The following is a 20,934-nucleotide window of genomic DNA, read 5'->3' on the forward strand; positions in this document are numbered from 1 at the left end:
CAAACCTATCAGGAAGTTTTCAGAAAGAATCGAACTTGGGCACGCGAAAAACACGCAAAGAAGAAAGTTTTTCGGTGATTCCCGAGGAAACCGAGGAGTTCCTACGAATTGATTCTTGTATATCGGCCTGGCACTGGCTTCCAGGCGATTCAAGCGACATAATTTAGAAATGCGTTTTTCCGAAACACTGTGTCCGTGGGTGTGAGTTCCCGCGTATTTTCCCCGTAATACAACGAATCCGCCGGAATTCAAAAAACGTATGAGTTCCCACGTTTTGCCGCACTACGCGCGGAGCCGTGTGAGTTCCCACACAATTCCCCCGCAAGCGACACGCAGGGCTTGGTCCCGTATCCAGGTAACAGCCGATCCGAAACGAAAAATACTTCGAAACACGGGGTTTTTAGGACCGAGCGAAGCGAGCCCGAAGTCGGCGCGGTCCGCAAAACGACTTGCACGAAGTAATTTTTCTCACAAACTGCGGTTCGTTTCGCGGATGCGGCCCGCCCCTTTCTTGGTGTGAGTTCCCGCGTATTTTCCCCGTAATACAACGAATCCGCCGGAATTCAAAAAACGTATGAGTTCCCACGTTTTGCCGCACTACGCGCGGAGCCGTGTGAGTTCCCACACAATTCCCCGTAAAACAACAAAACCAGCGTGTCCAACCCCGGACCAAACTCCCAACTCAAGGTCGGTTCTCAACAACACAATGCTCCCTTCCTACGACAAACGATTGGACGAAGGCTGGGGAGCGTTTTTTACGAATTGTGCAAACTCGAATTCGTCAAAATCTTGGAACCGGAGAACCCATGAAATATCTGCACACAATGATTCGAGTTTTGGATCTCGAAAAAGCCCTCGATTTTTTTTGCCTCACGCTCGGACTCGTCGTGGTCCGTAAAAAAGAACATCCGGAAGGAAAATATACGCTCGTCTTTTTATCCACGGGAGAACCGGATGCGCCCGAACTGGAACTCACATACAACTGGGGACAACAGGAACCCTATTCGTTCGGAAGAAACTTCGGCCATGTCGCGTACGAAGTGGACAACATCTACGAAACCTGCGCGCGCGTCGCCGAACGTGGAATCGTAATCAACAGACCGCCTCGAGACGGGAGAATGGCGTTCATCCGTTCTCCGGACAATATCTCCGTCGAACTACTTCAAAAAGGACACGCGCTTCCTCCCCAAGAGCCCTGGATATCCATGCCCAACACGGGAGAATGGTAAACGCGGAATTTTTCTCAGGAATCCGACTTTTCAAACCAGGTCGGATTTTTCTTGACTTTATATAGTGTATATGCACTATATAAAGATAAAACGGAGGAAAAGCGATGGAAGAAAATTTCCGATTCAAACATAGGATTCCAGTTCGTTTCAGCGACACCGACGTAAACGGACACGTAAACAATCGAAACTACAACTCGTATTGCGACGAAGCGAAAATGAGCGCATTCGTGGAATCCGGAGTGGACCTGGACACGATGAAACAAAACGGAATCGGCCCCATAGTCTACAAAGCCGAATACGAATATCTTTCCGATTTGAAATATCCGGATCAAGTGATCGTAAAAACCAAAGTGGAATTCATCAAACGTACCAGGGCTGTTTTTATCCAGGAATTGCGCCGAGAATCGGACGACTCGGTCGTATGCAGAGTTAAGTCCTACGGAATGTGGATCAATTTTTTCACGAAAAAACCCGCCTTCCTACCCGAGGAGGTCCTACAAAAAATGGGAGAATGGAAAAGTAAACCGGAATCGGAAACGAAGGAAGCCATTTCCGTTTAAAACGAAACGATTTACGAAAAAAAATCCTCATCCAATCTGGGCCACAAAACGAAAGGAGAACGATCATGAAATCTTCCGTACAGGATTTGAAACATATCGGAATGACTTGTTTCAACGTAAACCTCCGCAGAACGACACGATTGATCACCTCGTATTACGACTTCGTATTAAAACCTTCCGGTCTGCGGATCACACAATTTACGATCCTCGTGGGAATCGCCCACGGAAAAGAATGTAGCATCACCGACCTTGCGCGGATCACCGACATCGACAGAACCACGTTACAAAGAAGTCTGGAAATTCTCCGGCGGGACGGATGGATCCGGATCGAAAAAAAGGAAACCGGCAACGTCCGACTTTTGTTTCTCACGAAAAAAGGAGAATCCAAACTCGAAGAGGCGATCCTTCTTTGGAAAGAAGCACAAGCCGCGGTGACGGATTCGCTCGGAAAATCCAAATTCAAGGAAACTCTAAGACTTTTATCCGAAGTCAGACGGCTTCCCATTTTGGAAACGATCCCGGAAGTCTGAGGGAAAACCCGTTTCGTTTATCGGAATCCTGTTATAACGTATAAAATATAGTGTATATACACTACATAAGGAGAATTTTATGGTGTTTTTGGTGGACGGAGCAAGGACTCCTTTCGGAAAATTCGGCGGAGGATTGAAGGACTTTTCCTCCTCGGAACTGGCAGTGATCACGGCGAAGGAAGTCCTCCGCAAAACGGAAGTCGATCCCGAATCGGTGGAGGAATCGATTTACGGAAACGTAATACAGGATTCCAAGGATTCCGCGTATCTCGCAAGACATATCGGACTTCGTTCGGGTTTGTCGATACACTCCAGCGCGTTGACCGTAAACCGACTTTGCGGTTCGGGTATGGAGAGTATTCTTTTAGGAGCGCGCAAAATCCTCTCGAAAGAAAATCGAATCGTTTTGGCGGGCGGAACCGAATCGATGAGCAACGCTCCTTTCGTTTTAAAAAACGCGCGCTGGGGAAACAAATACGGAGATTCGATCGCGGAGGACAGGCTTGCGCAGAGCCTCACGGACTGTTTCGTCGATCTGACCATGGGAATGACTGCGGAAAACATCTCGCGACATTTCGATATTTCGCGTTCCGCTCAGGACGAATGGGCCGGAATTTCCCAGGTTCGCGCGGAAGCCGCTTCGATGGATGGAATTTTTTCGAACGAGATCGTTCCCGTTCAAAGCCGTGGAAAAAAACCGGTTCTACTCGACAAAGACGAACAGATCCGAGGCGCGGAATGTGTCCCCCTTTTGAAAAACCTTCCCGCCGCGTTTCTCAAGGAAGGTTCGGTTACCGCAGGAAACGCGTCCGGGATCAACGACGGCGCCGCTTCGGTTCTTTTGGCTTCCGATTCCTGGTTAGACGTTTCCGGGAAAAGACCGTTGGCGTCTATTCTCGGTTATGCGAACGTCGGCTGCGATCCCAAGATGATGGGTTTGGGCCCGGTTTTCGCGGTTCCCCGAGCGCTCGAAAACGCCGGAATTCCGTTAAACGAAGTGGATCTTTTCGAAATCAACGAAGCCTACGCGTCCCAGACTCTTGCCGTGATTCGGGAATTGAAACTGAATCCGGAAAAGACGAACGTGAACGGCGGTGCGATCGCGATCGGTCATCCGCTGGGAGCGAGCGGAACCAGAGTCACCCTCGCCCTCGCCTACGAACTCAAACGGCGAAACCTACGGATCGGAGTCGCATCGCTTTGTATCGGAGGGGGTCAGGGAATCGCAATCGTATTAGAAAATTATGATTTTAAAAAGTGATTCTCGATCGGCGCGATCGGTTTACGCGGAGAATTTCCGGTAATTCTCCGCGATCGCTTCCAATTCTTTTCGAAAAGCGGTCTCGACCGATTCCGGAAGAATTTTCCGTATCGTGTCCCGAGCTTCCAAAAACAAAGGAAACAATCCTTCCCGGTTGGTCACTTTGAGTCGGAAGGAATCCCGTTCGTATTCCTCGTACGGAATTTCCGAGATGGAGTTGCGGACCTTATACGAAAACTCCGGATCGCAGATCAACTCGACTTCGATCGGATCGTGAACTTGAAACAAAGCGGGATGTAGAATCCAATCGCGGGAGATCTCCTTCTTCTGTCCCAAAGGCTGGTATAAGGAATTTTCCGCGATCGATTCCAGCTTGGTGATTTTAGGAATTACGAATCTTCTTCTTTCCTTTTTTTTCCGATCGTATCCGAGCAGATAATAATCCTCTGAATTTTTTCGGATCAGTCGGATCGGATCGACTTCGACACGATACGTTTCTTCGGGAAACGTTTTGTAATACAAAAACTGGACGGGGGATTTCGTTTTCAGTGATTCCAACAATTTTTTTAGCGTTTCTTCCGAAGGTTCGTTTTCCGTCTGACTCAAGGACTTTTGCGTTTTCAGATCCATTTCCAATTCGGGATATACGTCCAACTTTCCTTCGAAAATCTTCTGCGACAAAGAATACAATTCGAGCGACGGCGAATCCTGATACGAACGTAGGATCGTTTCCGCAAGAACCTGCAACTCCTCCTTCTCCAACTTTAATCCGCGATTGGAAACGTTTCGATCGAGCACGTAACCTTCTTGCGTGGATCGGACGAGGAAACCGAGTTCTCCCAATTCCTCCACGTCTCTGGAAAGTTTTTTCCGATCGGAATCGGGGTTCTCCGCATTTTGATAATGATCCGGAAGCAAAGAACGGATCTTGGAAAAACTCATCGGCGAATGATGATTGAGCAGATTGAATAAAAGCGCGGACAATCTGGATTCGGCCTTTCCGGCCTCCCTGACGGGAAGAGGAAATTCTTCTTCGTCGTCTTCGTCTTCGTTCCAATTGTCGGTTTGAGACATAGCGAAACGTTTTCCAATCTCGGGATTCCGATCAACCCGAAAACCTCTTGAATCCTACGGCTTCCCCCGTAAAATCGCGTCATTCTTTCTTTAGAAAAAGGAATTTAAAAATGAACATTTTCAATTATATCATTCCGCATATCGTCGGCTTTATACTGATCGCGATCGGTTGGTACGTAAGCATCTTGAACGTTGGACTGACCCGATTTACGGAAAACGTTTTGATCAGCAAATGGACGGTCGGTGGTTTGATTTTGATTCTGATCGGCGCATATCTTCCTGAAATTTGGATCGGCACGATAAAACTTTTTAAGAAGGATTAGCCGAGACGGCCGATCGTCTTTTGCCGTTTTGTAGGATCTCCTACCCGGTCGAAACTTGTCGGCGTGGTTCCTTGTCGGCGCGGCGCCCGTCTCCCTACGATTCCTTTTTTTCGAATCGAATGCGACGCGGTGAAACGTAGATTTCCGCCTTGGTCACCGTGGACTCAAAAGAAGGTGCACCCAAGTCGGATCGAAACATTTCCTCATTCTTTGTTTTCCCGATCATTTGGGGGAGTTCGTAGGAGTTCTTCTTAGGAGTTCCCACAAAATTCCCCACCCAAGAAGATTTTTCTTGTACTTTTTCCCCCCTTTGTCATTCTCCGTTTGCAGGCTTCCAAAAAGATCTTTACGGGATTTTTCTTTGGACCAGAATGCGACATAATATAATTATAAGAGCTAAAGTTGGATATGAGCAGCACGGAAACCGAAATTCTCGAAAAAAATCCGAAGAAAAAAACCGAGATCGAATTTCATAAACCGACTCTTTCCAGAGAAGATCTCAAAACCGTTTTGGAATGTTTGGTCGAAGATCATCTCACCACCGGAAACGTCACTACTCGTTTTGAGAAAGTGTTCGCTTCCACCTTTCGTTTCAAACACGTCATCTCCGGCAATCAACTGACTTCGGCGTATCATCTTTCGCTTTTGGCCTTGGACATTCAACCCGGAGATAAGGTCGCTTTGTCCACGTTCGCGCCGGCTTCCGCGCTCGATGCGATTTTTCTTCTCAAAGCGATCCCCGTCGTAATCGACTTGGACAAAAATTCCTTCCACATGAGTCCCGAAGGTTTGACAACTGCGCTGGAAAACAATTCCCTCAAAACAATCATTTTGGATCATTCGTTCGGCGCGGTACTCGATTTTAAGAAATACGATTTCCGGGGAATTCCCGTCATCGAGGACATTTCCGAAGTTTTAGGCGCCCAAAGCGAAACCTTTACCCCGGGCAAACAAGGCAGTATCGCGGTGTGTGGACTTTCCGTGGATCAGATGATTACAACCGGAAACGGAGCGATGATCATTACGGATCAGGAGATTCTTGCCAAAAAGATTCGCGCCATGAAAGCGGGAAAAGAGCCGTATCAAAGGAAAGAAGGCCAGGCGAAACTCGATTACAATTTGATCGACTACCAAGCCGCCCTGGGAATCGAACAACTTTCCAAAATCGGAATCATTCTCGAGCGCAAACGAAAAATCGCGCAGGTTTATCTTCAATCGATTTCGGGAACCTCGGTCACAACCTGGTATGGAGATCCCAATCTCGATACGTTCAACCGTTTTATCATCATCGCACCCGGCGCGTATGAACAAGTGGAACGGTATTTCCGTTCTCTTCAAATCGGAACCCAAAGAGCCGGAGAAGAACCGCTCCATCATATCCTGGAACTTTCCAACGCAGAATTCCCGAACGGAGAACGTCTCTTTCAAAGAGGTCATTGTATCCCCGTCTATCCGAATCTTACGAAAGATAATATTCAGAGAATTTCCCAAGCGATCCGCAGAATTTACTGACACGGAACTCCCGCGCGTAGCAAGGCGGTTCGAACGAAAAAAAATCGGATCTCTCGGCTGTGACGTATTTCCGATTTCTCCGACAAACGCAGCGTAAAATCGCACAACGTGCGATCCAATCGGGTTCAGCTTGGGGGAAGGAAGAGGATCCGTCCGCGTCCGAATGGCAAACATCGCGCCCAACCTTTGTCCACCAAAGCCTGACCGAAACTTTCAGCGATGTTCCAGCGGCAAAAACGGAATTCTTCCGAAAACATTCGGGGGAGTTCCCACACAATTTTGTTTCACAAACAGTTTCCGTCGGCTACGGAAGCGGAGCCGTGGAGTTCCAACGTCTTCTCAGCTTGTAAAAACGAATCCACACTCCCGGACCAAGACGATTCGCCCTGGATCGCAAACTTTTCCAATCAAGTTCTATTTTTTTGCGACTTTGACAACAATACCCAGGTCACATTTTCCCTTTTTTCAATACTTTCTTTTTTCAAACCATTCACCAGTTTGAACTTAAAACAATTCATTCTATAATCAGAAATTCTAAAATTTCTGATTACGAGATCTGATATTGATTTCTTTTTTCCGACCGAAACCGGTATCTGGTAGATACACTGAGGTAATTCATGAACATCGCCCAGCTTTCCATCAAACGACCTATTTTCATTTGCAGTATCGTTCTCTTGATGCTTCTCACGGGCTGGGTGGCCTTAGGAAGAATGGGGGTCGATCTTTTTCCGGACGTTAACATTCCCGTCGTATCCGTAACGACGATTTACCCCGGAGCCGGCCCCGAAGAAATCGAAGAACTGATTTCTAAACCGATGGAAGAGGAACTTTCCTCCATCGCCGGTTTGAAAAAAATTTCCTCCCGGAATCAGGAAGGAGTTTCGATCGTCTTCGGAGAATTTACCCTCGCGACCGACATCAAATACGCGGAACAACAATTCCGAGATAAGGTCGGACTCGTGAAACCGAAACTTCCGACGGGAATCAAAGAACCGAAAGTCGTCCGTTTCGACCCGGCCGATCAACCGATCGTTCGTCTCGCCGTCTTCGCGGAACTAGGACAAGCCAAACTTTACGACTTAGCCAAAGAAACCATAAAGTCGAGATTGGAACAAGTGGCCGGAGTGGGTTCCGTAAAAATCGTAGGCGGAACGAGACGGGAAATTCAAATCGAATTGGATCGCGACAAACTCGTTTCGTATCAAATGCCCACGGTCGTAATCGCCAATCGACTGAAAACCGCAGGTTTAAACGTTCCGGTAGGAAAATACGAATCCGGATCCAAAGAAACTTCCTATAGAACCCTCGGTCGTTACGAATCGCTTTCCCAAATCGAAAACACGATCGTCTCCTTTAGCGGAGAAGTGGGCAACGCGGTACTGATCAAACAACTCGGAACCGTACGAGACGGAACCCAAGACGAAGAAACCATCGGTTATCTCTGGGCTTCCAAAGACGACGCAGCGGAGGAGCAACCTTCCCTCTTTACGAGAATCGGAAACTTTTTCAAAGGAAAAAAAGCCGACGCCGCTCCTCCCAAGGAAACCAAACCCGCACTTTTTATTGACGTTTATAAACAATCCGGAGCCAACACCGTGGCCGTCGCAGACGAAGTTCTCAAACGGATCGGCAAACTCAACGAAGGCATCCAGGGAATGGAAGGCAAACCGAAGATCCGGTTGATTCGCGACGGATCAAAGTGGATCCGTTACAACGTCGAAGACGTCACAGAAGCCATCGTCATCGGCGTCCTTCTGGCGGTCGTTACGGTTTATTTCTTCCTCGGGAATTTCCGCTCCACGGTGATCACTGGTCTGGCGTTGCCGAACTCGATGCTCGGAGCGTTCGTTCTTATGTGGGCGATGGGATTTACGATCAACGTTATGACACTCTTGGCCTTATCCTTGGCCGTAGGTCTTCTCGTGGACGACGCGATCGTGGTCCGCGAAAACATATTCCGAAAACTCGAGGAAGGAAAGGGCGTTCTCGAAGCGGCGGAAACCGGAACCACGGAAGTTACGTTAGCCGTAATCGGAACCTCCCTGACGGTGATCGCCGTGTTCCTTCCGGTGGGATTTCTCTCCGGAATCGTAGGCCAGTTCTTCAAACAGTTCGGATTGACGGTCGTGTTTGCGATGTTGATTTCTTTGTTCGACGGTCTCGCCGTGGCTCCTATGCTTTCCGCATACTTCGCCGGTAAGATCGACCACCACGCGCCCAAAAACAAGGCCATTCAGGTTTTCGATAAATTCCAAACCTGGTTGGAAAAACAATACGGAAGAATCATGAAAGTGGCCCTAAAACGTCCGGGTATGGTTCTACTCGCCTCTTTGGGAATTTTTATCCTTTCGATCGTATCCTTAAAGTTGGTGAAAAGTACGTTCCTACCTCCGAACGACCAAGGAGAATTTTTAGTCACGTTGGACCTTCCTCCCGGAACCAGCCTTCAAGGAACCAAACAGGTCGCCGACCAGGTTTTGGAGGTGCTCAAAAAGATTCCTGAAATGGACATGATTGCGGTGACGATCGGTAAACCGGACGGAGGAGAACCCAACGCCGGAACACTCGCGGTAGCATTAGTAAATTCTAAAAAACGAAAACGTAATACGACCCAGGTCAAGGACGAAATCCGAGAACTACTCAAACCGTTCGAATACGCAAGACCGGCCGTTTCCGATTACAGCGCGGTCGGAGGCGGAATTCAATATCCGTTCCAGCTCGTCATCAAGGGTGAAAATCTCGGCGAGATGGAAATCTATTCCAAAAAGGTCGTTGCCCGATTGAAAGGTCTTTCCGATCTTGCGGACATCGACACGGATTACAGAGCCGGAAAACCGGAATATCAGATCCATTTGGACAACATGAAAATGCAACTAGTGGGGGTTCTTCCCGGAGTCGCAGGATCCGAATTGCGTTATCAGATCGCGGGAGACGAGGTCAGCAAATTCTATGACAAGGGAATCGAATACGAAGTGAAGATGAGACTTCGCCCCGATCAAAGAAACCTAAGACAAGCATACGGACAAACCAAGGTTCCGAACATCGCCAACAAACTCATTCCTCTTTCCGCGATCAGCGTGGGAAAGGAAACCGCGGGGCCTTCTCGGATCAATCGAATCGACCGAGCCAGAACCATTGTCATCAACGCCAACTTAGCGCCCGGCGGAGCGGTTCAGGACGCGACTCGTATCACCGAGGAAATCCTGAAAAAAGAACTTCCTCCTCCTCCCGGAATACGATACAACTTCCAGGGACAATCGGAAGACTTTAAGGAACTTTTGGCGAACATCGTACTCGCGTTCGGTTTGGCGCTGGTGTTCATCTATTTGGTGTTAGCTTCTCTTTACGAATCTTTCATCACTCCTATTACGATCCTCTTTGCGATTCCTCCCGCGATCTCGGGAGCTTTTTTCGCATTGGCGTTGACCAACGAAATGCTCAACCTCTTCTCGATGATCGGATTGATTCTGCTCATGGGACTCGTGGCGAAGAACTCGATTCTCCTCGTCGATTACGCGATGCAAGCCATGAAGGAACACGGTAAGTCCAGGGACGAAGCGATCTACGAAGCCGGACTCGTGCGACTCAGACCGATCTTGATGACTTCCCTCGCGATGATTATGGGAACGGTGCCCATTGCATTAGGATTGGGAGAAGCGGCGAAATCCAGAACGGCGATGGGAATCGCGATCATCGGCGGGTTGATTCTTTCCACGGTCGTGACGCTCGTCGTCGTACCGGCGATCTTCGGATTCATCGATCGATTCCGCGAATGGATCGAATCCAAGTTCCGTCCGGAGTATGATCTCAACGCTTCGCTCGTTCAACCTACGGACAAACATTCGGGCAACGGACAAAAAGGTTCGTTCGAAGGCTGGGCGTCCGAAGAGACGGACGAGGAGCCGGAGCCTCCGGTCAAAAAAACGTCCTCGAAAAAATCCAAAAAATAAAATCGATTCAAAGGGAAGGTTCGCGTAAAACGCGCCTTCCCTTTTCATTCTCGTAAAACGACGGCGCCTTATTAAAATCCGAAACACGATCCCGCGAGCCGAATAAAATCGGAAAAGTCTTACACAAAGAAGTAAATTAAGTCTAAACCGGAACAAAAGGTTTAGGAAAGAAAAACGGGCGATCTTCTAAAACACAACCGCCTTACAAAGGCAATGTCAAGTATGACAAAGCAACAGCGCATTATGTTATTTGGGAGTTCACAAACGACGCCGAAAATAAAATCATAAACGTACCCGAAAAGAAAGAACGCTTATTCGTCCAATGAACCATACTCCTCTTAAAGGAAACTGCCTTTGTATTCAAAGAACGAAATCGTATTCGGCAACGTATTCACTCCCGAATCCTCGGAAGTGTTGGATCATCTTCCTCTACTTATAACTAAATTCCTTCCCGACACGACGCTTACCTACATAAACGAAACCTGTTGTAAAACTTTCGGAAAAACCAAACAAGAGTTATACGCCGTTCAATGGATCGGATTTCTTCCCGAAGAAGCCGGACGTAAAATCACCGAAGCCTTGAGAAGCGTAAAAAATTCCCTACAAGCCGAAACCCATTCCTACTGGATCAGAAACATCTCCGGTGAAAGGATGTTCGTCCAATGGAAGATCTATCCGATCGTGGATAAGGAAAACCGATTCCAAGGATATCTGGGAATCGGAAACGACAAAACGAGGGAATCACACGCGGAAACGGAAATACGCAACAAGGACAACCTGATCGAAAAAATGTTGAGTACGATAGACGACGTACTGTGGTCCGTTGACGCGAAAACGAACGAGACATTGTACGTCAGCCGGGCTGCGAAAAAGATATACGGATTGGAATCCGACGCCTTTTATAAAAACAGGGAATTATGGAGAAGCGTCATCCATCCGGACGACAAACATATCGCGGATCAAAAACTCAGGGACTTGGAGGCGGGTGGAAAATATTCCGAAGTACAGTATAGGATCGTCCGTCCCGATCGGGAAACCAGAAATATCAGCGACCGATGTTGGGTCGTCGAAGACGAATTCGGAAATCCGGATCGGATCGAAGGAATAGCGCGCGATATAACGATTCAAAAGGATATGGAAAAACGCGCAGCCTACGAAACCAAAAGCAAAAATCGGCTGATATCGGCCGCGGCCCACGACCTAAAGAATCCGATCAGCGGAATTATAAGCCTCGTCGATTTCCTCAAGGATCAGGTGGAAGGGGAAAGTAATTTAGAATTATTGAATATGATGTCGAAGGCCGGAAACAAGGCGCTTCAGATCATTCAGGACCTTTTGCAGATCGCCGAATTGGAAAACGAAAACTATCGTTTAAAACCGGAAAAGTGCGATCTGAATCTCATGGTTTCCACCGTCATCGATCACAATAAAACCGAAGCCTCTCAGAAAGGAATCGAATTGAACGCGGATTTATATAAAGGTACGATACCGGTTAAAATCGAACTTCTGAACTTCCAAAGGGTATTGGAGAATCTGATCTCCAACTCTCTCAAATTCACGAAACAGGGAGGAAGCATCGTATTACGCACGTTCGTCGATGGAACGAAAGCGATGATCGAAGTGGAGGACGACGGAATCGGAATCCCCGCTGGGTTACAATCCTCCGTATTCGACCAATTCACACGAGCGAAACGACAAGGGCTCAACGGAGAACAAGCCACCGGACTGGGAATGTCCATAGCAAAAGTCATCGTAGAACTTCACAAAGGAAAAATAGGAATTCAAAGTGAAGAAGGCAAAGGAACCAAATGTATCATAGAGATACCGATGGACGTTCCGCACGAAACAAAAACAGAATGAACGTTCTTTCTCTTTAGTTAAATTTTCAAACTAATTAATCGATCAAGTTCGAAAAAAAAGTTTGATGCAAAACTATCAAAACTCGACGTTGGAAAAGAATCACATCGATCGAAACAAATACACGATAAAAAGATAGGGGATAAAACATGAAACTCGCGAAAGAAATCATCACGAATAAAGATTCGAAAGTTGGCGTACTCAAACTCGTTGCGGAAGGACCGATGACTTTGACGTTGCCGTTGATAAAAGAAATGGATTCGATCTTAAAAGAGTTCACGCTCGATCAAGACGTACGCGGAGGAATCGTCTCCGGACCCGAAGGCGATTTTTGTGTGGGGCTGGATCCGGACGCGATCTTAAACGCGGACGAAAACGGCATCGCGGAAATCATGGGAGGAATTTTCAACATGTTCAGTTCCTTACTATCGTTTCCGAAACCGCTCGTCGCCGAAGTGGGAGGAAACGCGATCGGAGGAGGAGCGATCATCGCGTATTGCTGCGACTATCGTTTTATGTTGGACGGAAAAGGAAGAATCGGATTTGCGGAACCGCTGGTCGGCCTTCCTTTGACCAAGTCCCTGATACTGCGTATGAGACAAACGATGTTGCCCACTGCGGTAACCGAAGCCGCACTGGAAGGCGCATTGTATAAACCCGCGGAAGCCGTACAAAACGGATTGTTAACCGAACTCGGCGCGAACCTAGACGAACTCAGAAAAAAATCCCTGAGTAGAATCAACAGCGTTAGTCGCGTTCCCGCGTCCGCAACTCTCGAAACGAAAAAAGCGCTGAACGGAGAAGCCATCGCTGCGGCCAAAGCGGCTCCCAAAGAACTCGGGGACCTGTTCAAAACACAACCGAAGATGATCTACAACTTGTTAGAGGCGATGAAAGCGAACAAGGAACGTAGACGTCCCGCATTGACCCACGAAACCAACTACGTCTAAGTAGGCACTCGGGGCGGCTCCCGCGCAAAAATTTTCGGAAACGTTAAACGAATTCAAAAATACGAATATACTTTCCGATACGCGCGGGACCGGGCTTGCTCCGCGCTTCGGCTAACGCCTACGGTCCCTCTACGAGGGGACCGCTTGACGCGCGCTCCGCATCCCTGCCGCGTCGAAACGGAGGATTTAAACTAAAAAGGTCATTTTTTTCTTCTGTAAAACTTCAAACCGGACCAGATTTCCGAAACGGCGCAAACCTTAACATCCACAACTCCAAGTTTTAGTCCGATATCTCGTACGACGTTTTCGTTCAAATCGGTCGGAACCTTCGAGGAACCTTTGGGCCAGGAAATCCAGATCATTCCTTTATCGCCGAGATGATCGACGAGTTTCGGAAAAAGTATTTCCAATCCCTTGGCCTCTTTCGTGAAAACGTGAAGATAATCCAAAGCCCCCTTTAAGGATTTAAAAACCTCCGCATCGGAAAGATGATCGTTCAGCTCCTCCGAAACGTCCTCGGGAAGGTCCTTAAAAAAAACCTTCATACCTTTTTTGATTCCCAACTTATCTCCCAACGCCTTACCGGAATAACCCGCCGCCATAATCCGTCCTGATCCTTTCGATAGATATATTAAGAAAATTGAATATTTAATCACGGCCCCTGAATTCTGCGATCGACCTGTTCCAAATACGCGCGAATCGTCGCCGTATGGCCGAAAACGTATTTAGAAAAAAAACGGAATATCGGCGAAAAAACCCTACCGTTTTCCGTTATTTCGAGTTTTACTCCACCATCGACGGGAATCAATTCGAACGTCCAAGAGCCTCCGAACGGTTTGTCCTCGTCCATGATCTTGGATTCCAGCAATCGGTCCTTTTCATCCCGCACGAAAGAATACGTCGTCGTTTCCCTATTGGAATCGGTTTCCTTCCAAGAAACCGACGAAATTTCCTCGATCGATTTCAGATTCGATCTCCACGAAGGATATTCCCTCACGTTGCGGATAAGCGCGTAGACGGTTTTCGCAGGAACGGGAAACGTTTTTTCCAAGGAAGAAGTGTGTTCCACGGGAAGAACACTCCCGATTCCGTAAACGACCAAAACAAGCGCGACTACAAAACCGACTCCGTAAATTAAAATCGAATAAATCATAACTATATTAGAATTTCCTTTTATTTTAAAAACTGTATGTACTACGGAGCGATTCCGTGAAAAAAATCATTTTCCCCTGGACCAGGATCTGGATAAACTTTTATTCTTCATTTCCAATTCCGCCGCAAACGCCAACAAACCCAGTCCTTTTACCGCAAGGACCTGCTCTTCCCGATTCAATCGTTTGAGAAGTTTTTTCACCAGAACGGGATCCAAAACCGACTTTTTGCTTTTGATTTTTTCCCCCGCTCTGGAAAGACGGATGAGCGTACCTCTTCCGTCTTTCGGATTCTTTTCCTTGATCAAATATCCGAGGACTTCCAGACGCGAAACCGTAATCGACATCGTAGAGGGAGTCACCCCCATGTGGAGCGCCAAGTCGAACAAACTGACCGGTTCGTCCCCGTCCAAATGATCCAAAACACTCGCTTGATTGGCTGTCAGAATCCGTTTGGTTTTCGGGTCCTCGACGTGTCTCGTATGACACGCGAAAAAAATCCTAGGATAAAACTCTAAAATCTGACTCGCGAGATCCGTGTTCATTCGGGCCAACGATCTATTAAATAGTTTGATTAGTCAAATCAAATTATTTAAATTTGCGAAAACGTAAAGTTCGAACAAGCAGGTTGACGCGGAGCAAAACGATCGGGAGAAAAAGTCGATTAAGACGGATTCACGAACGAAGGATTACTGGTGAATGTAACCCCAGCTTTCCAGAACTTTGCGGACTTCCTTACCCATCGCCGCCTCTTCCGGAGTTTCCGTTCCTCCGGCAAAGCCGGTATGGTAATACAAAAAAGGAAGATCCGAAGACGAATAACGATACGGAATCCTTCCCAAAGAAACGTAATCGGGGTCGCTCGCTAAAACGGCTTCGGCCGCGGAGGAAACGATTCCCCATTTTCCGACTCGGTATGTTTCGGTTTTCCCGTCTTTCAGGATTTGGAGCCGGAACGAAGGATTGGGATCGACCGTTTGGACTCGAAGCTCGCGATCCCCGGAGGAAGAAACATTAGAAATTCTTAAAGTTAAATTTTTGGAATCTTCTTGGATCGTTTCGAAAAGTGCATCGAGTTCGTAACGATAAATTCCTCCTTTTACGAACATTCTAATCTCCCGATCGCATAAGGAAACGCATTTGGGAAGACGGAGAACGAATTCGTTTTTGGAAAGCCGGTTTTTACCCAGAAGCTCGCGCGCCTCCTTCAACAAAGTAGAATTTTCGAATACCAGATTTTTCGTTTCTCCCGGATCGGAACGCAGATCGTACAACTCCTCGGGCATCTTATGCGGAACCCCTTCCCTCGTCCTACGAACCGTATCGTAACCGGGATATCGACGCAGGTATTTGTAATCCGCGGTTCGGATCGATTCGGAAAACCTACCTTCCGTATAAACGACGGATTCGGACTCCGGACCTTCCTTTCCGAAAACGGCGGAGGAATAATCGTTTCCCTTTAACTTTTCCCGCGGAAACGGAATCCCGTTTAATCCTAGTAAGGTGGGGGCGAGGGACAAAAGGGAAACCTGGCCGGTAAATTCCGTTTTCTTAATACGCTCTCGGATCGATTCGGGAGGATGTATGATCCACGGAACACGTATCTCTTTTTCGTAATGTGTTTCCCCGTGCGCATACACGGTTTCGGTGATAAAATGGTGATGATAATAATGGGTTTTTTCCAGAAGTTCGCCGTGATCGCTCGTGATCACGATCCAAGAATCCTCGAAGAGGTTCTGCCTTTTCAGCTCTTCAAAAATCCTCCCCAAAAGCGCATCCGTATAACGGATTTCTCCGAGATACTTTCTCTGATATTCGTCCATGGATTTCCAGAGATCGGGCTCCGCGGAACTTTCCAAAGATTTCATAAAACGCTCCGGCGGACGATATCCCCAGTGCGGAGTGTTCAAGTTGAGATGCAAAAAGAAAAGGTCCTCCCGATGATCGCGGAAAAACTTCTCGGAACGCAAAACCAACTCCTCCGTGTCCAGAGTATCCTTACCCACCTGCTGAATATTATGAAATCCTAAATCAACACCGACGGACGTATAATCCAAAAGAAAGACGTTGTTCATGATACTTTCGGTGAAATAGCCGTTTTGCCGAAAAAGATTGGGAAGAGTCTCCGGTCTTTTGGAATAGAAAATTTTTCTCTGTGAGGCCGAGGTGTAAAACCAGGCGTTCCCTAATCCGAGATTGGACGCGATTTCCGAAGTAAAAAAGGAGATCATGGACGGTTTGGTCCAATTCCCGTTCGAGAAGGTATTTTTGAAAACGATCGAATTTTCGGATAAACGATCCAAAACGGGAGTGGTCAAAACCGGGGAACCGGCCGAGGAAAGGGCGTCCTGACGCATTGCATCGACGACTATCAAAATTACATTATGTTTTTTTGTTTTAGATTTTTTGAATATAATCGGAGAGCCCAGAAAAACACCCGATCCGCGCGGAGAATTCCATCCGATCGTAAGAACGTTTTCCTTTTTGACGTCGAAGGATCCGACGGGCACGGCAAAACCGTTCCATTCTTCCTGAATACCTTCGAAACTTCGGTTGAAAATTTCGATTCCGTTCCAAGAGATACGTAGGGTGCCCGGTCCCGAAATCCCCGCCTCGTTAAACCGAAGAACACGATTCTCCGCCGCGAAATACGAACCGTCCAATTTCAACGAACATTCCGCTCCGGAAGGTACGAACAAGGAATCCTGCGATTCGTTGATGAAAAGAGTTTCGTCCACATACAGGGTCGTTTGAACGTTTTTCCATCGTTCTTTCGAAGCCAATCCGGAATAACGACCCGGATTTTTTTTCCAGTGACTTCGAAACGTTTCGATCGATTTTTCCGTGTCGCCCGTGCACGCCAACTCCGCCGTTTTGAGCAACCTCGTAAGATCGAAGTCGATCGTATTTTTCACGGTTTCGGAATCGGAAACGAATCGGCAGGACAAAAAAAACAAGATCGGAATCAAAAGGATCTTGCCGAAGTTCGGACGTTTTCGATCGAAAAACATGAATCCAAAAAATCAGCAACACCGCTTGCGACAATCGATGAATTTTTCCCGGAGGAATTTTTTTTCTCTTTCCAAAGGACGGTTCAGAGTTATAACACGTCCGCTATGTCATGGAGTAATTCTTACAATCTACAGGACGACACTTTCGCCGGCGGCGGAGGTTCGAAAATTTTCTACAGAAGTTATCAGCCTAAGGAAGGCAGAAAAGGAAATCGTGTTCTCGTGGTTCAACACGGAATCGGAGAACACGGAGGTCGTTACGAGTTTTTGGTCGAAGCTCTCGCCGGAACCGGAACCGCCTTGTATATGATCGATTCGAGAGGTCACGGACGTTCGGAAGGCAAACGGGGCGTCGTGGATTCGTTCTCCGATTTTCTCTCCGACCTGGACCAACTGATTTCCATCGCGGCGGAAAAGGAAAAGGTTTCCAAGGTCAACCTGCTCGGTCATTCCATGGGTGCGGCCATCGTAACGTTGTATGCGGAGGAAGGAACCAACCAAGGAAACCTGAATTCTCTCGTCGTCTCCGCACTCCCGATCCGAGTTCGTCTGGATTTAGTGATGAAGATCAAAAAAGGGATCGCTCCGTTGATGGCGGATCTTCTTCCCAACCTTACACTCCCCACCGGTTTGGACATCAACGCTCTCAGTCACGATCGTGCAGTGGTGGAAGCCTACAAAAACGATCCTCTCGTCCACGGGATGGCCTCCGCTTATTTAGGAAATATGTTATTGAATAGCGAAGAACCGATCCTCGGCAACGCCGGCAAAATCAAAATTCCGATTTATATCTTTCATGGAAAAGAGGATTCGATCGCGGATTACACGGGAAGCGAGGCCTTTTTTGCGGTCGTAGGTTCGCAGGATAAATCTCTAAAAATTTACGATCATTTGTTTCACGAAACCATGAACGAACGTTTAGAAGATAGAACCAAGGTTCTCTCCGATCTCAAAAAATGGTTTGAATCCCATACCTCTTAGCAGACAGAACGTTTGTTCTGTTTTTTCCTAAAAAAATCATCGACCGGATTCTTCTCCTTTGGTATCGTTGAATCCGGTCGAAAGCCCTTCTCAAAAACAATTCTCAGGAACTTTATATGTCAGCGAAAGAAATATCCAAAGACCTGATCGGAACTAAACTGGATCGTTACGAATTCGATGTGGAAAAAGGAAAGATCCGCGAATTCTGTCAGGCGATCGGAGAGACCAATCCGATTTACTTCGATCTCGAAGCCGCAAAAAAAGCCGGGTATGAGGACATTCCCGCGCCTCCTACGTATCCGACGGTAATTCAATTTTGGGGTTATCCAAAAATTTGGCAGGATATGGAGAACATGGGAGTTGATACTTCCAGAATTCTTCATCTTAAGGAAAAATACACGTATCTCAAACCGATTTATCCCGGTAAGGTCTTCTCACAAGGGGAATGTATCAACGTAACGGTCGGCAAAATGGATACGATGACCTTTAAGACCACGATTCAAAACGCGAAAGGCGAAGCGATTGTGGAGGCCGAAATGTCGATCTTCATCAGAAAACCGGAGGCTTGATATGGCTAAGATAGATTACGATAAAGTGGAAGTGGGACAAGAACTTCCTCCCCTCAAAACGGACGTGATCACTCACGCGCATTTAGTGCGTTATGCGGGCGCTTCCGGAGATTTTAATCCGATTCACAACGATCCGGACTTCGCACGCAAAGCGGGATTGGACGGAACGATCGCCCACGGTATGTTCGTTATGGCCCAAGTGGGAAGACTCTGCACTTCCTGGGCTGATCAGGATCAAATCCGCGAATTCGGAGTCACGTTTAAGAACATGACCAAACCCGGACAAAAGTTAACCTGCACGGGCAAGATAAAACGTAAGAAGGAAGAGAACGGTCAGAGATTGGTAACCGTTTCGGTCGAAGCCGCCGACGATTCCGGAGAAGTAAAATGCTCCGGAGAAATGGTGGTTGTCGCTTAACAAAATTTTGTGTTCCCGAAATCGGATTCCGAACGGATCCGGTTTCGGGAGAATCCTTCGCGCTCCTTTTCCACGACATTCCAAAACGAACCGATTCCGATTTGTTTTCAATCCTCGCTCCTAATCCGATCCTCCTTACGACGGCTTTCCGTCCGAAAGAAAAAGAAATTGACTTCCTTATTCCAACCGATACCGATACTTCACTATGCTTTCGTCCTTCCGTCTGATTCTCGTAATCGTTTTGTTTCTGATTCAATGTTCTTCACAACGACTCGCGAAAGCGGAGGCAGGGCAGAGACCGAACTCCGATCCAAACGAAACCAACGCGATCAATGAAAGAAAAATTTCCTATACCGCCTACGTCACGTTAAACGTAAACGATTTGGAGGAATCCAGAAATAAGATCAAGTCACTGGTCAAAAGCCACAAGGGTTTCATAACCCGAAACAGCAAAAAAAACGCGTTAGTCCGCGTTCCTTCCGAAAGTTTCGAAATCTTTCTTTCCGAATTAAAACGTCTCGGCGACGTGGAAAACGAGGAGATCGTCGGTTTGGATATCACGGATTCGTATCGGGACAACCTGATCAAATTGGAAAGTCTTAAAAAAATCAAAACGAAATACCAAAACTTGATCGAAAAAGCCGTCAACGTTCAGGACATGTTGGCGATCGAAAAAGAATTGGAACGGGTCAACGTCGAAATCGAAAAACTGGAAGGAAGCAAACGGGCTTCCGATATGATGGTTCAATATTCCAGCGTTTACGTCGATCTCAACACGGAAAGACCCGGACCGATCGGTTGGGTATTCTATCTCGGATACAAAACGATCAAATGGCTCTTCGTTTGGGATTGATCGAATCCCAAAACGGAAAGCCATTTTTCAAACCGAAATCGAGCAAAGACGTCTAACGTTATCGAAAAGCCTTACCCGAAATATGAGGAACGATGGGAAGAAAGATCGTATTCATCGAATATTTATCCAAGACCAAGGTTCGAAATCCCGCCTCCTCCAGTGTTTTCGCCGTGTCCCTATTTAAATTACATCCTTCGAAAAACCAGTGCCAGAATCGATGTATCTTCTTTTGCAAAAACGCGAGCGCGCTTTTTTCCTCGGCGGCGACGTGTTCCAAAAAGGCGAATACTCCGCCGGGTTTTAGTACCCTTTTGATTTCGGAGAGCGTTTTTAACGGATCGTTCACGGTACACAAAACCAAAGTACATACGATCGCCTCGACGCTGGAATCCGGAAGATCCAATACTTCCGCGCCGGAAACCCGCAAGTCCAATTCGATTCCGTAATATTCCGCGTTCCTCCTCAGCAAAACGTGCATGTGAGGATTCGGTTCGATCGCGATCAATTTCGTACCTTTTTTGTAATATCTCAAATTCGGACCGACCCCGGGACCCAATTCGACTACAACTTCCGGTAACGAATCGAATAAATCTTTTTTGGTTTTTCCGTATTTTCGGTGCATATATCCTTCCATAATCTTGAAGAAATACGCGTTGATTCTTCCTCGGACGGGATTTCCTTTCGTATTCATTTTAGTTTATCCTA

General features: G+C 47.2%; 18 protein-coding genes and 2 pseudogenes. 13 read left to right on the forward strand and 7 right to left on the reverse strand.

The annotated features are described in order from the left end of the window. Positions 1–806 precede the first annotated feature (806 nt). The 4 genes from EHQ17_RS11245 (at position 807) to EHQ17_RS11260 (ending at position 3,580) form a co-directional block, all read left to right on the forward strand. Entirely contained in the window at positions 807–1,229 is a 423-nt protein-coding gene (locus tag EHQ17_RS11245; protein WP_135594496.1) for a VOC family protein, read from the forward strand. A 104-nt stretch (positions 1,230–1,333) separates the two neighbouring features. Further along, on the forward strand, positions 1,334–1,789 hold the full coding sequence (locus tag EHQ17_RS11250; RefSeq protein WP_135594494.1) for an acyl-CoA thioesterase: 456 nt from the start codon (positions 1,334–1,336) through the stop codon (positions 1,787–1,789). A 65-nt stretch (positions 1,790–1,854) separates the two neighbouring features. Continuing rightward, complete coding sequence (locus tag EHQ17_RS11255; protein ID WP_135594492.1) at positions 1,855–2,319, forward strand: MarR family winged helix-turn-helix transcriptional regulator; 465 nt, start codon at positions 1,855–1,857, stop codon at positions 2,317–2,319. A gap of 79 nt (positions 2,320–2,398) precedes the next feature. Continuing rightward, positions 2,399–3,580, forward strand: a complete 1,182-nt coding sequence (locus EHQ17_RS11260) for a thiolase family protein (protein ID WP_135594490.1) — start codon at positions 2,399–2,401, stop codon at positions 3,578–3,580. 21 nt (positions 3,581–3,601) lie between these two features. On the opposite strand, the gene EHQ17_RS11265 is transcribed toward EHQ17_RS11260, so the two are convergent. Next, on the reverse strand, positions 3,602–4,654 hold the full coding sequence (locus EHQ17_RS11265; protein WP_135594488.1) for a helix-turn-helix transcriptional regulator: 1,053 nt from the start codon (positions 4,652–4,654) through the stop codon (positions 3,602–3,604). A 110-nt stretch (positions 4,655–4,764) separates the two neighbouring features. On the opposite strand from EHQ17_RS11265, the gene EHQ17_RS11270 reads away from it, so the two are divergent. From EHQ17_RS11270 to EHQ17_RS11290, 5 genes are all read left to right on the forward strand, one after another. Then, positions 4,765–4,977, forward strand: a complete 213-nt coding sequence (locus EHQ17_RS11270; protein ID WP_135594486.1) for a hypothetical protein — start codon at positions 4,765–4,767, stop codon at positions 4,975–4,977. A 408-nt stretch (positions 4,978–5,385) separates the two neighbouring features. Further along, the gene (locus tag EHQ17_RS11275; protein ID WP_167881183.1) at positions 5,386–6,489 is read left to right on the forward strand and encodes a DegT/DnrJ/EryC1/StrS family aminotransferase; all 1,104 of its coding nucleotides are present in this window, start codon (positions 5,386–5,388) and stop codon (positions 6,487–6,489) included. A gap of 617 nt (positions 6,490–7,106) precedes the next feature. Further along, positions 7,107–10,439: an efflux RND transporter permease subunit gene (locus EHQ17_RS11280; protein WP_135594482.1), complete on the forward strand. Its 3,333-nt coding sequence runs from the start codon at positions 7,107–7,109 to the stop codon at positions 10,437–10,439. A gap of 354 nt (positions 10,440–10,793) precedes the next feature. Continuing rightward, complete coding sequence (locus EHQ17_RS11285) at positions 10,794–12,299, forward strand: PAS domain-containing sensor histidine kinase (protein ID WP_135594480.1); 1,506 nt, start codon at positions 10,794–10,796, stop codon at positions 12,297–12,299. A gap of 146 nt (positions 12,300–12,445) precedes the next feature. After that, on the forward strand, positions 12,446–13,246 hold the full coding sequence (locus tag EHQ17_RS11290; RefSeq protein ID WP_135594478.1) for an enoyl-CoA hydratase/isomerase family protein: 801 nt from the start codon (positions 12,446–12,448) through the stop codon (positions 13,244–13,246). A gap of 200 nt (positions 13,247–13,446) precedes the next feature. On the opposite strand, the gene EHQ17_RS11295 is transcribed toward EHQ17_RS11290, so the two are convergent. The 5 genes and pseudogenes from EHQ17_RS11295 to EHQ17_RS20415 form a co-directional block, all read right to left on the reverse strand. After that, a complete protein-coding gene (locus tag EHQ17_RS11295) occupies positions 13,447–13,848 on the reverse strand; it encodes a DUF3052 family protein (protein WP_135594476.1) in 402 nt (133 codons plus the stop codon). 50 nt (positions 13,849–13,898) lie between these two features. Continuing rightward, positions 13,899–14,399, reverse strand: coding sequence for an LIC10604 family protein (locus tag EHQ17_RS11300; RefSeq protein ID WP_135594474.1), 501 nt, complete (start codon positions 14,397–14,399; stop codon positions 13,899–13,901). 66 nt (positions 14,400–14,465) lie between these two features. Further along, positions 14,466–14,942 (reverse strand): MarR family winged helix-turn-helix transcriptional regulator, encoded by a 477-nt coding sequence (locus EHQ17_RS11305; RefSeq protein ID WP_135594472.1) that lies wholly within the window; start codon positions 14,940–14,942, stop codon positions 14,466–14,468. 144 nt (positions 14,943–15,086) lie between these two features. Further along, a pseudogene (locus EHQ17_RS11310) lies at positions 15,087–16,868 on the reverse strand (sulfatase family protein); the annotation flags it as partial. 189 nt (positions 16,869–17,057) lie between these two features. Then, positions 17,058–17,357, reverse strand: a pseudogene (locus EHQ17_RS20415) (hypothetical protein); the annotation flags it as partial. Positions 17,358–17,513: 156 nt separating this feature from the next. Here EHQ17_RS20415 and EHQ17_RS11315 point away from each other — a divergent pair. The 4 genes from EHQ17_RS11315 (at position 17,514) to EHQ17_RS11330 (ending at position 20,229) form a co-directional block, all read left to right on the forward strand. Further along, complete coding sequence (locus EHQ17_RS11315) at positions 17,514–18,389, forward strand: alpha/beta hydrolase (RefSeq protein ID WP_135594468.1); 876 nt, start codon at positions 17,514–17,516, stop codon at positions 18,387–18,389. 116 nt (positions 18,390–18,505) lie between these two features. Then, positions 18,506–18,958 (forward strand): FAS1-like dehydratase domain-containing protein, encoded by a 453-nt coding sequence (locus tag EHQ17_RS11320; protein ID WP_135594466.1) that lies wholly within the window; start codon positions 18,506–18,508, stop codon positions 18,956–18,958. Between the two features lies 1 nt (position 18,959). Then, on the forward strand, positions 18,960–19,376 hold the full coding sequence (locus EHQ17_RS11325) for a MaoC family dehydratase (RefSeq protein WP_135594463.1): 417 nt from the start codon (positions 18,960–18,962) through the stop codon (positions 19,374–19,376). A gap of 205 nt (positions 19,377–19,581) precedes the next feature. Continuing rightward, on the forward strand, positions 19,582–20,229 hold the full coding sequence (locus tag EHQ17_RS11330; RefSeq protein ID WP_135594461.1) for a DUF4349 domain-containing protein: 648 nt from the start codon (positions 19,582–19,584) through the stop codon (positions 20,227–20,229). A gap of 58 nt (positions 20,230–20,287) precedes the next feature. On the opposite strand, the gene EHQ17_RS11335 is transcribed toward EHQ17_RS11330, so the two are convergent. After that, positions 20,288–20,920, reverse strand: a complete 633-nt coding sequence (locus EHQ17_RS11335) for a class I SAM-dependent methyltransferase (protein WP_135594459.1) — start codon at positions 20,918–20,920, stop codon at positions 20,288–20,290. Positions 20,921–20,934 lie beyond the last annotated feature (14 nt).

The organism is Leptospira gomenensis (assembly GCF_004770155.1).
GTDB classification, from domain to species: Bacteria; Spirochaetota; Leptospiria; order Leptospirales; family Leptospiraceae; genus Leptospira; species Leptospira gomenensis.

Bases quoted from the DNA above. Each gene is read 5' to 3' on its own strand.
- EHQ17_RS11245 (WP_135594496.1), top strand. From the start codon at position 807: ATGAAATATCTGCACACAATGATTCGAGTTTTGGATCTCGAAAAAGCC.
- EHQ17_RS11250 (WP_135594494.1), top strand. From the start codon at position 1,334: ATGGAAGAAAATTTCCGATTCAAACATAGGATTCCAGTTCGTTTCAGC.
- EHQ17_RS11255 (WP_135594492.1), top strand. From the start codon at position 1,855: ATGAAATCTTCCGTACAGGATTTGAAACATATCGGAATGACTTGTTTC.
- EHQ17_RS11260 (WP_135594490.1), top strand. From the start codon at position 2,399: ATGGTGTTTTTGGTGGACGGAGCAAGGACTCCTTTCGGAAAATTCGGC.
- EHQ17_RS11265 (WP_135594488.1), bottom strand. From the start codon at position 4,654: ATGTCTCAAACCGACAATTGGAACGAAGACGAAGACGACGAAGAAGAA.
- EHQ17_RS11270 (WP_135594486.1), top strand. From the start codon at position 4,765: ATGAACATTTTCAATTATATCATTCCGCATATCGTCGGCTTTATACTG.
- EHQ17_RS11275 (WP_167881183.1), top strand. From the start codon at position 5,386: ATGAGCAGCACGGAAACCGAAATTCTCGAAAAAAATCCGAAGAAAAAA.
- EHQ17_RS11280 (WP_135594482.1), top strand. From the start codon at position 7,107: ATGAACATCGCCCAGCTTTCCATCAAACGACCTATTTTCATTTGCAGT.
- EHQ17_RS11290 (WP_135594478.1), top strand. From the start codon at position 12,446: ATGAAACTCGCGAAAGAAATCATCACGAATAAAGATTCGAAAGTTGGC.
- EHQ17_RS11295 (WP_135594476.1), bottom strand. From the start codon at position 13,848: ATGGCGGCGGGTTATTCCGGTAAGGCGTTGGGAGATAAGTTGGGAATC.
- EHQ17_RS11300 (WP_135594474.1), bottom strand. From the start codon at position 14,399: ATGATTTATTCGATTTTAATTTACGGAGTCGGTTTTGTAGTCGCGCTT.
- EHQ17_RS11305 (WP_135594472.1), bottom strand. From the start codon at position 14,942: ATGAACACGGATCTCGCGAGTCAGATTTTAGAGTTTTATCCTAGGATT.
- EHQ17_RS11315 (WP_135594468.1), top strand. From the start codon at position 17,514: ATGTCATGGAGTAATTCTTACAATCTACAGGACGACACTTTCGCCGGC.
- EHQ17_RS11320 (WP_135594466.1), top strand. From the start codon at position 18,506: ATGTCAGCGAAAGAAATATCCAAAGACCTGATCGGAACTAAACTGGAT.
- EHQ17_RS11325 (WP_135594463.1), top strand. From the start codon at position 18,960: ATGGCTAAGATAGATTACGATAAAGTGGAAGTGGGACAAGAACTTCCT.
- EHQ17_RS11330 (WP_135594461.1), top strand. From the start codon at position 19,582: ATGCTTTCGTCCTTCCGTCTGATTCTCGTAATCGTTTTGTTTCTGATT.
- EHQ17_RS11335 (WP_135594459.1), bottom strand. From the start codon at position 20,920: ATGAATACGAAAGGAAATCCCGTCCGAGGAAGAATCAACGCGTATTTC.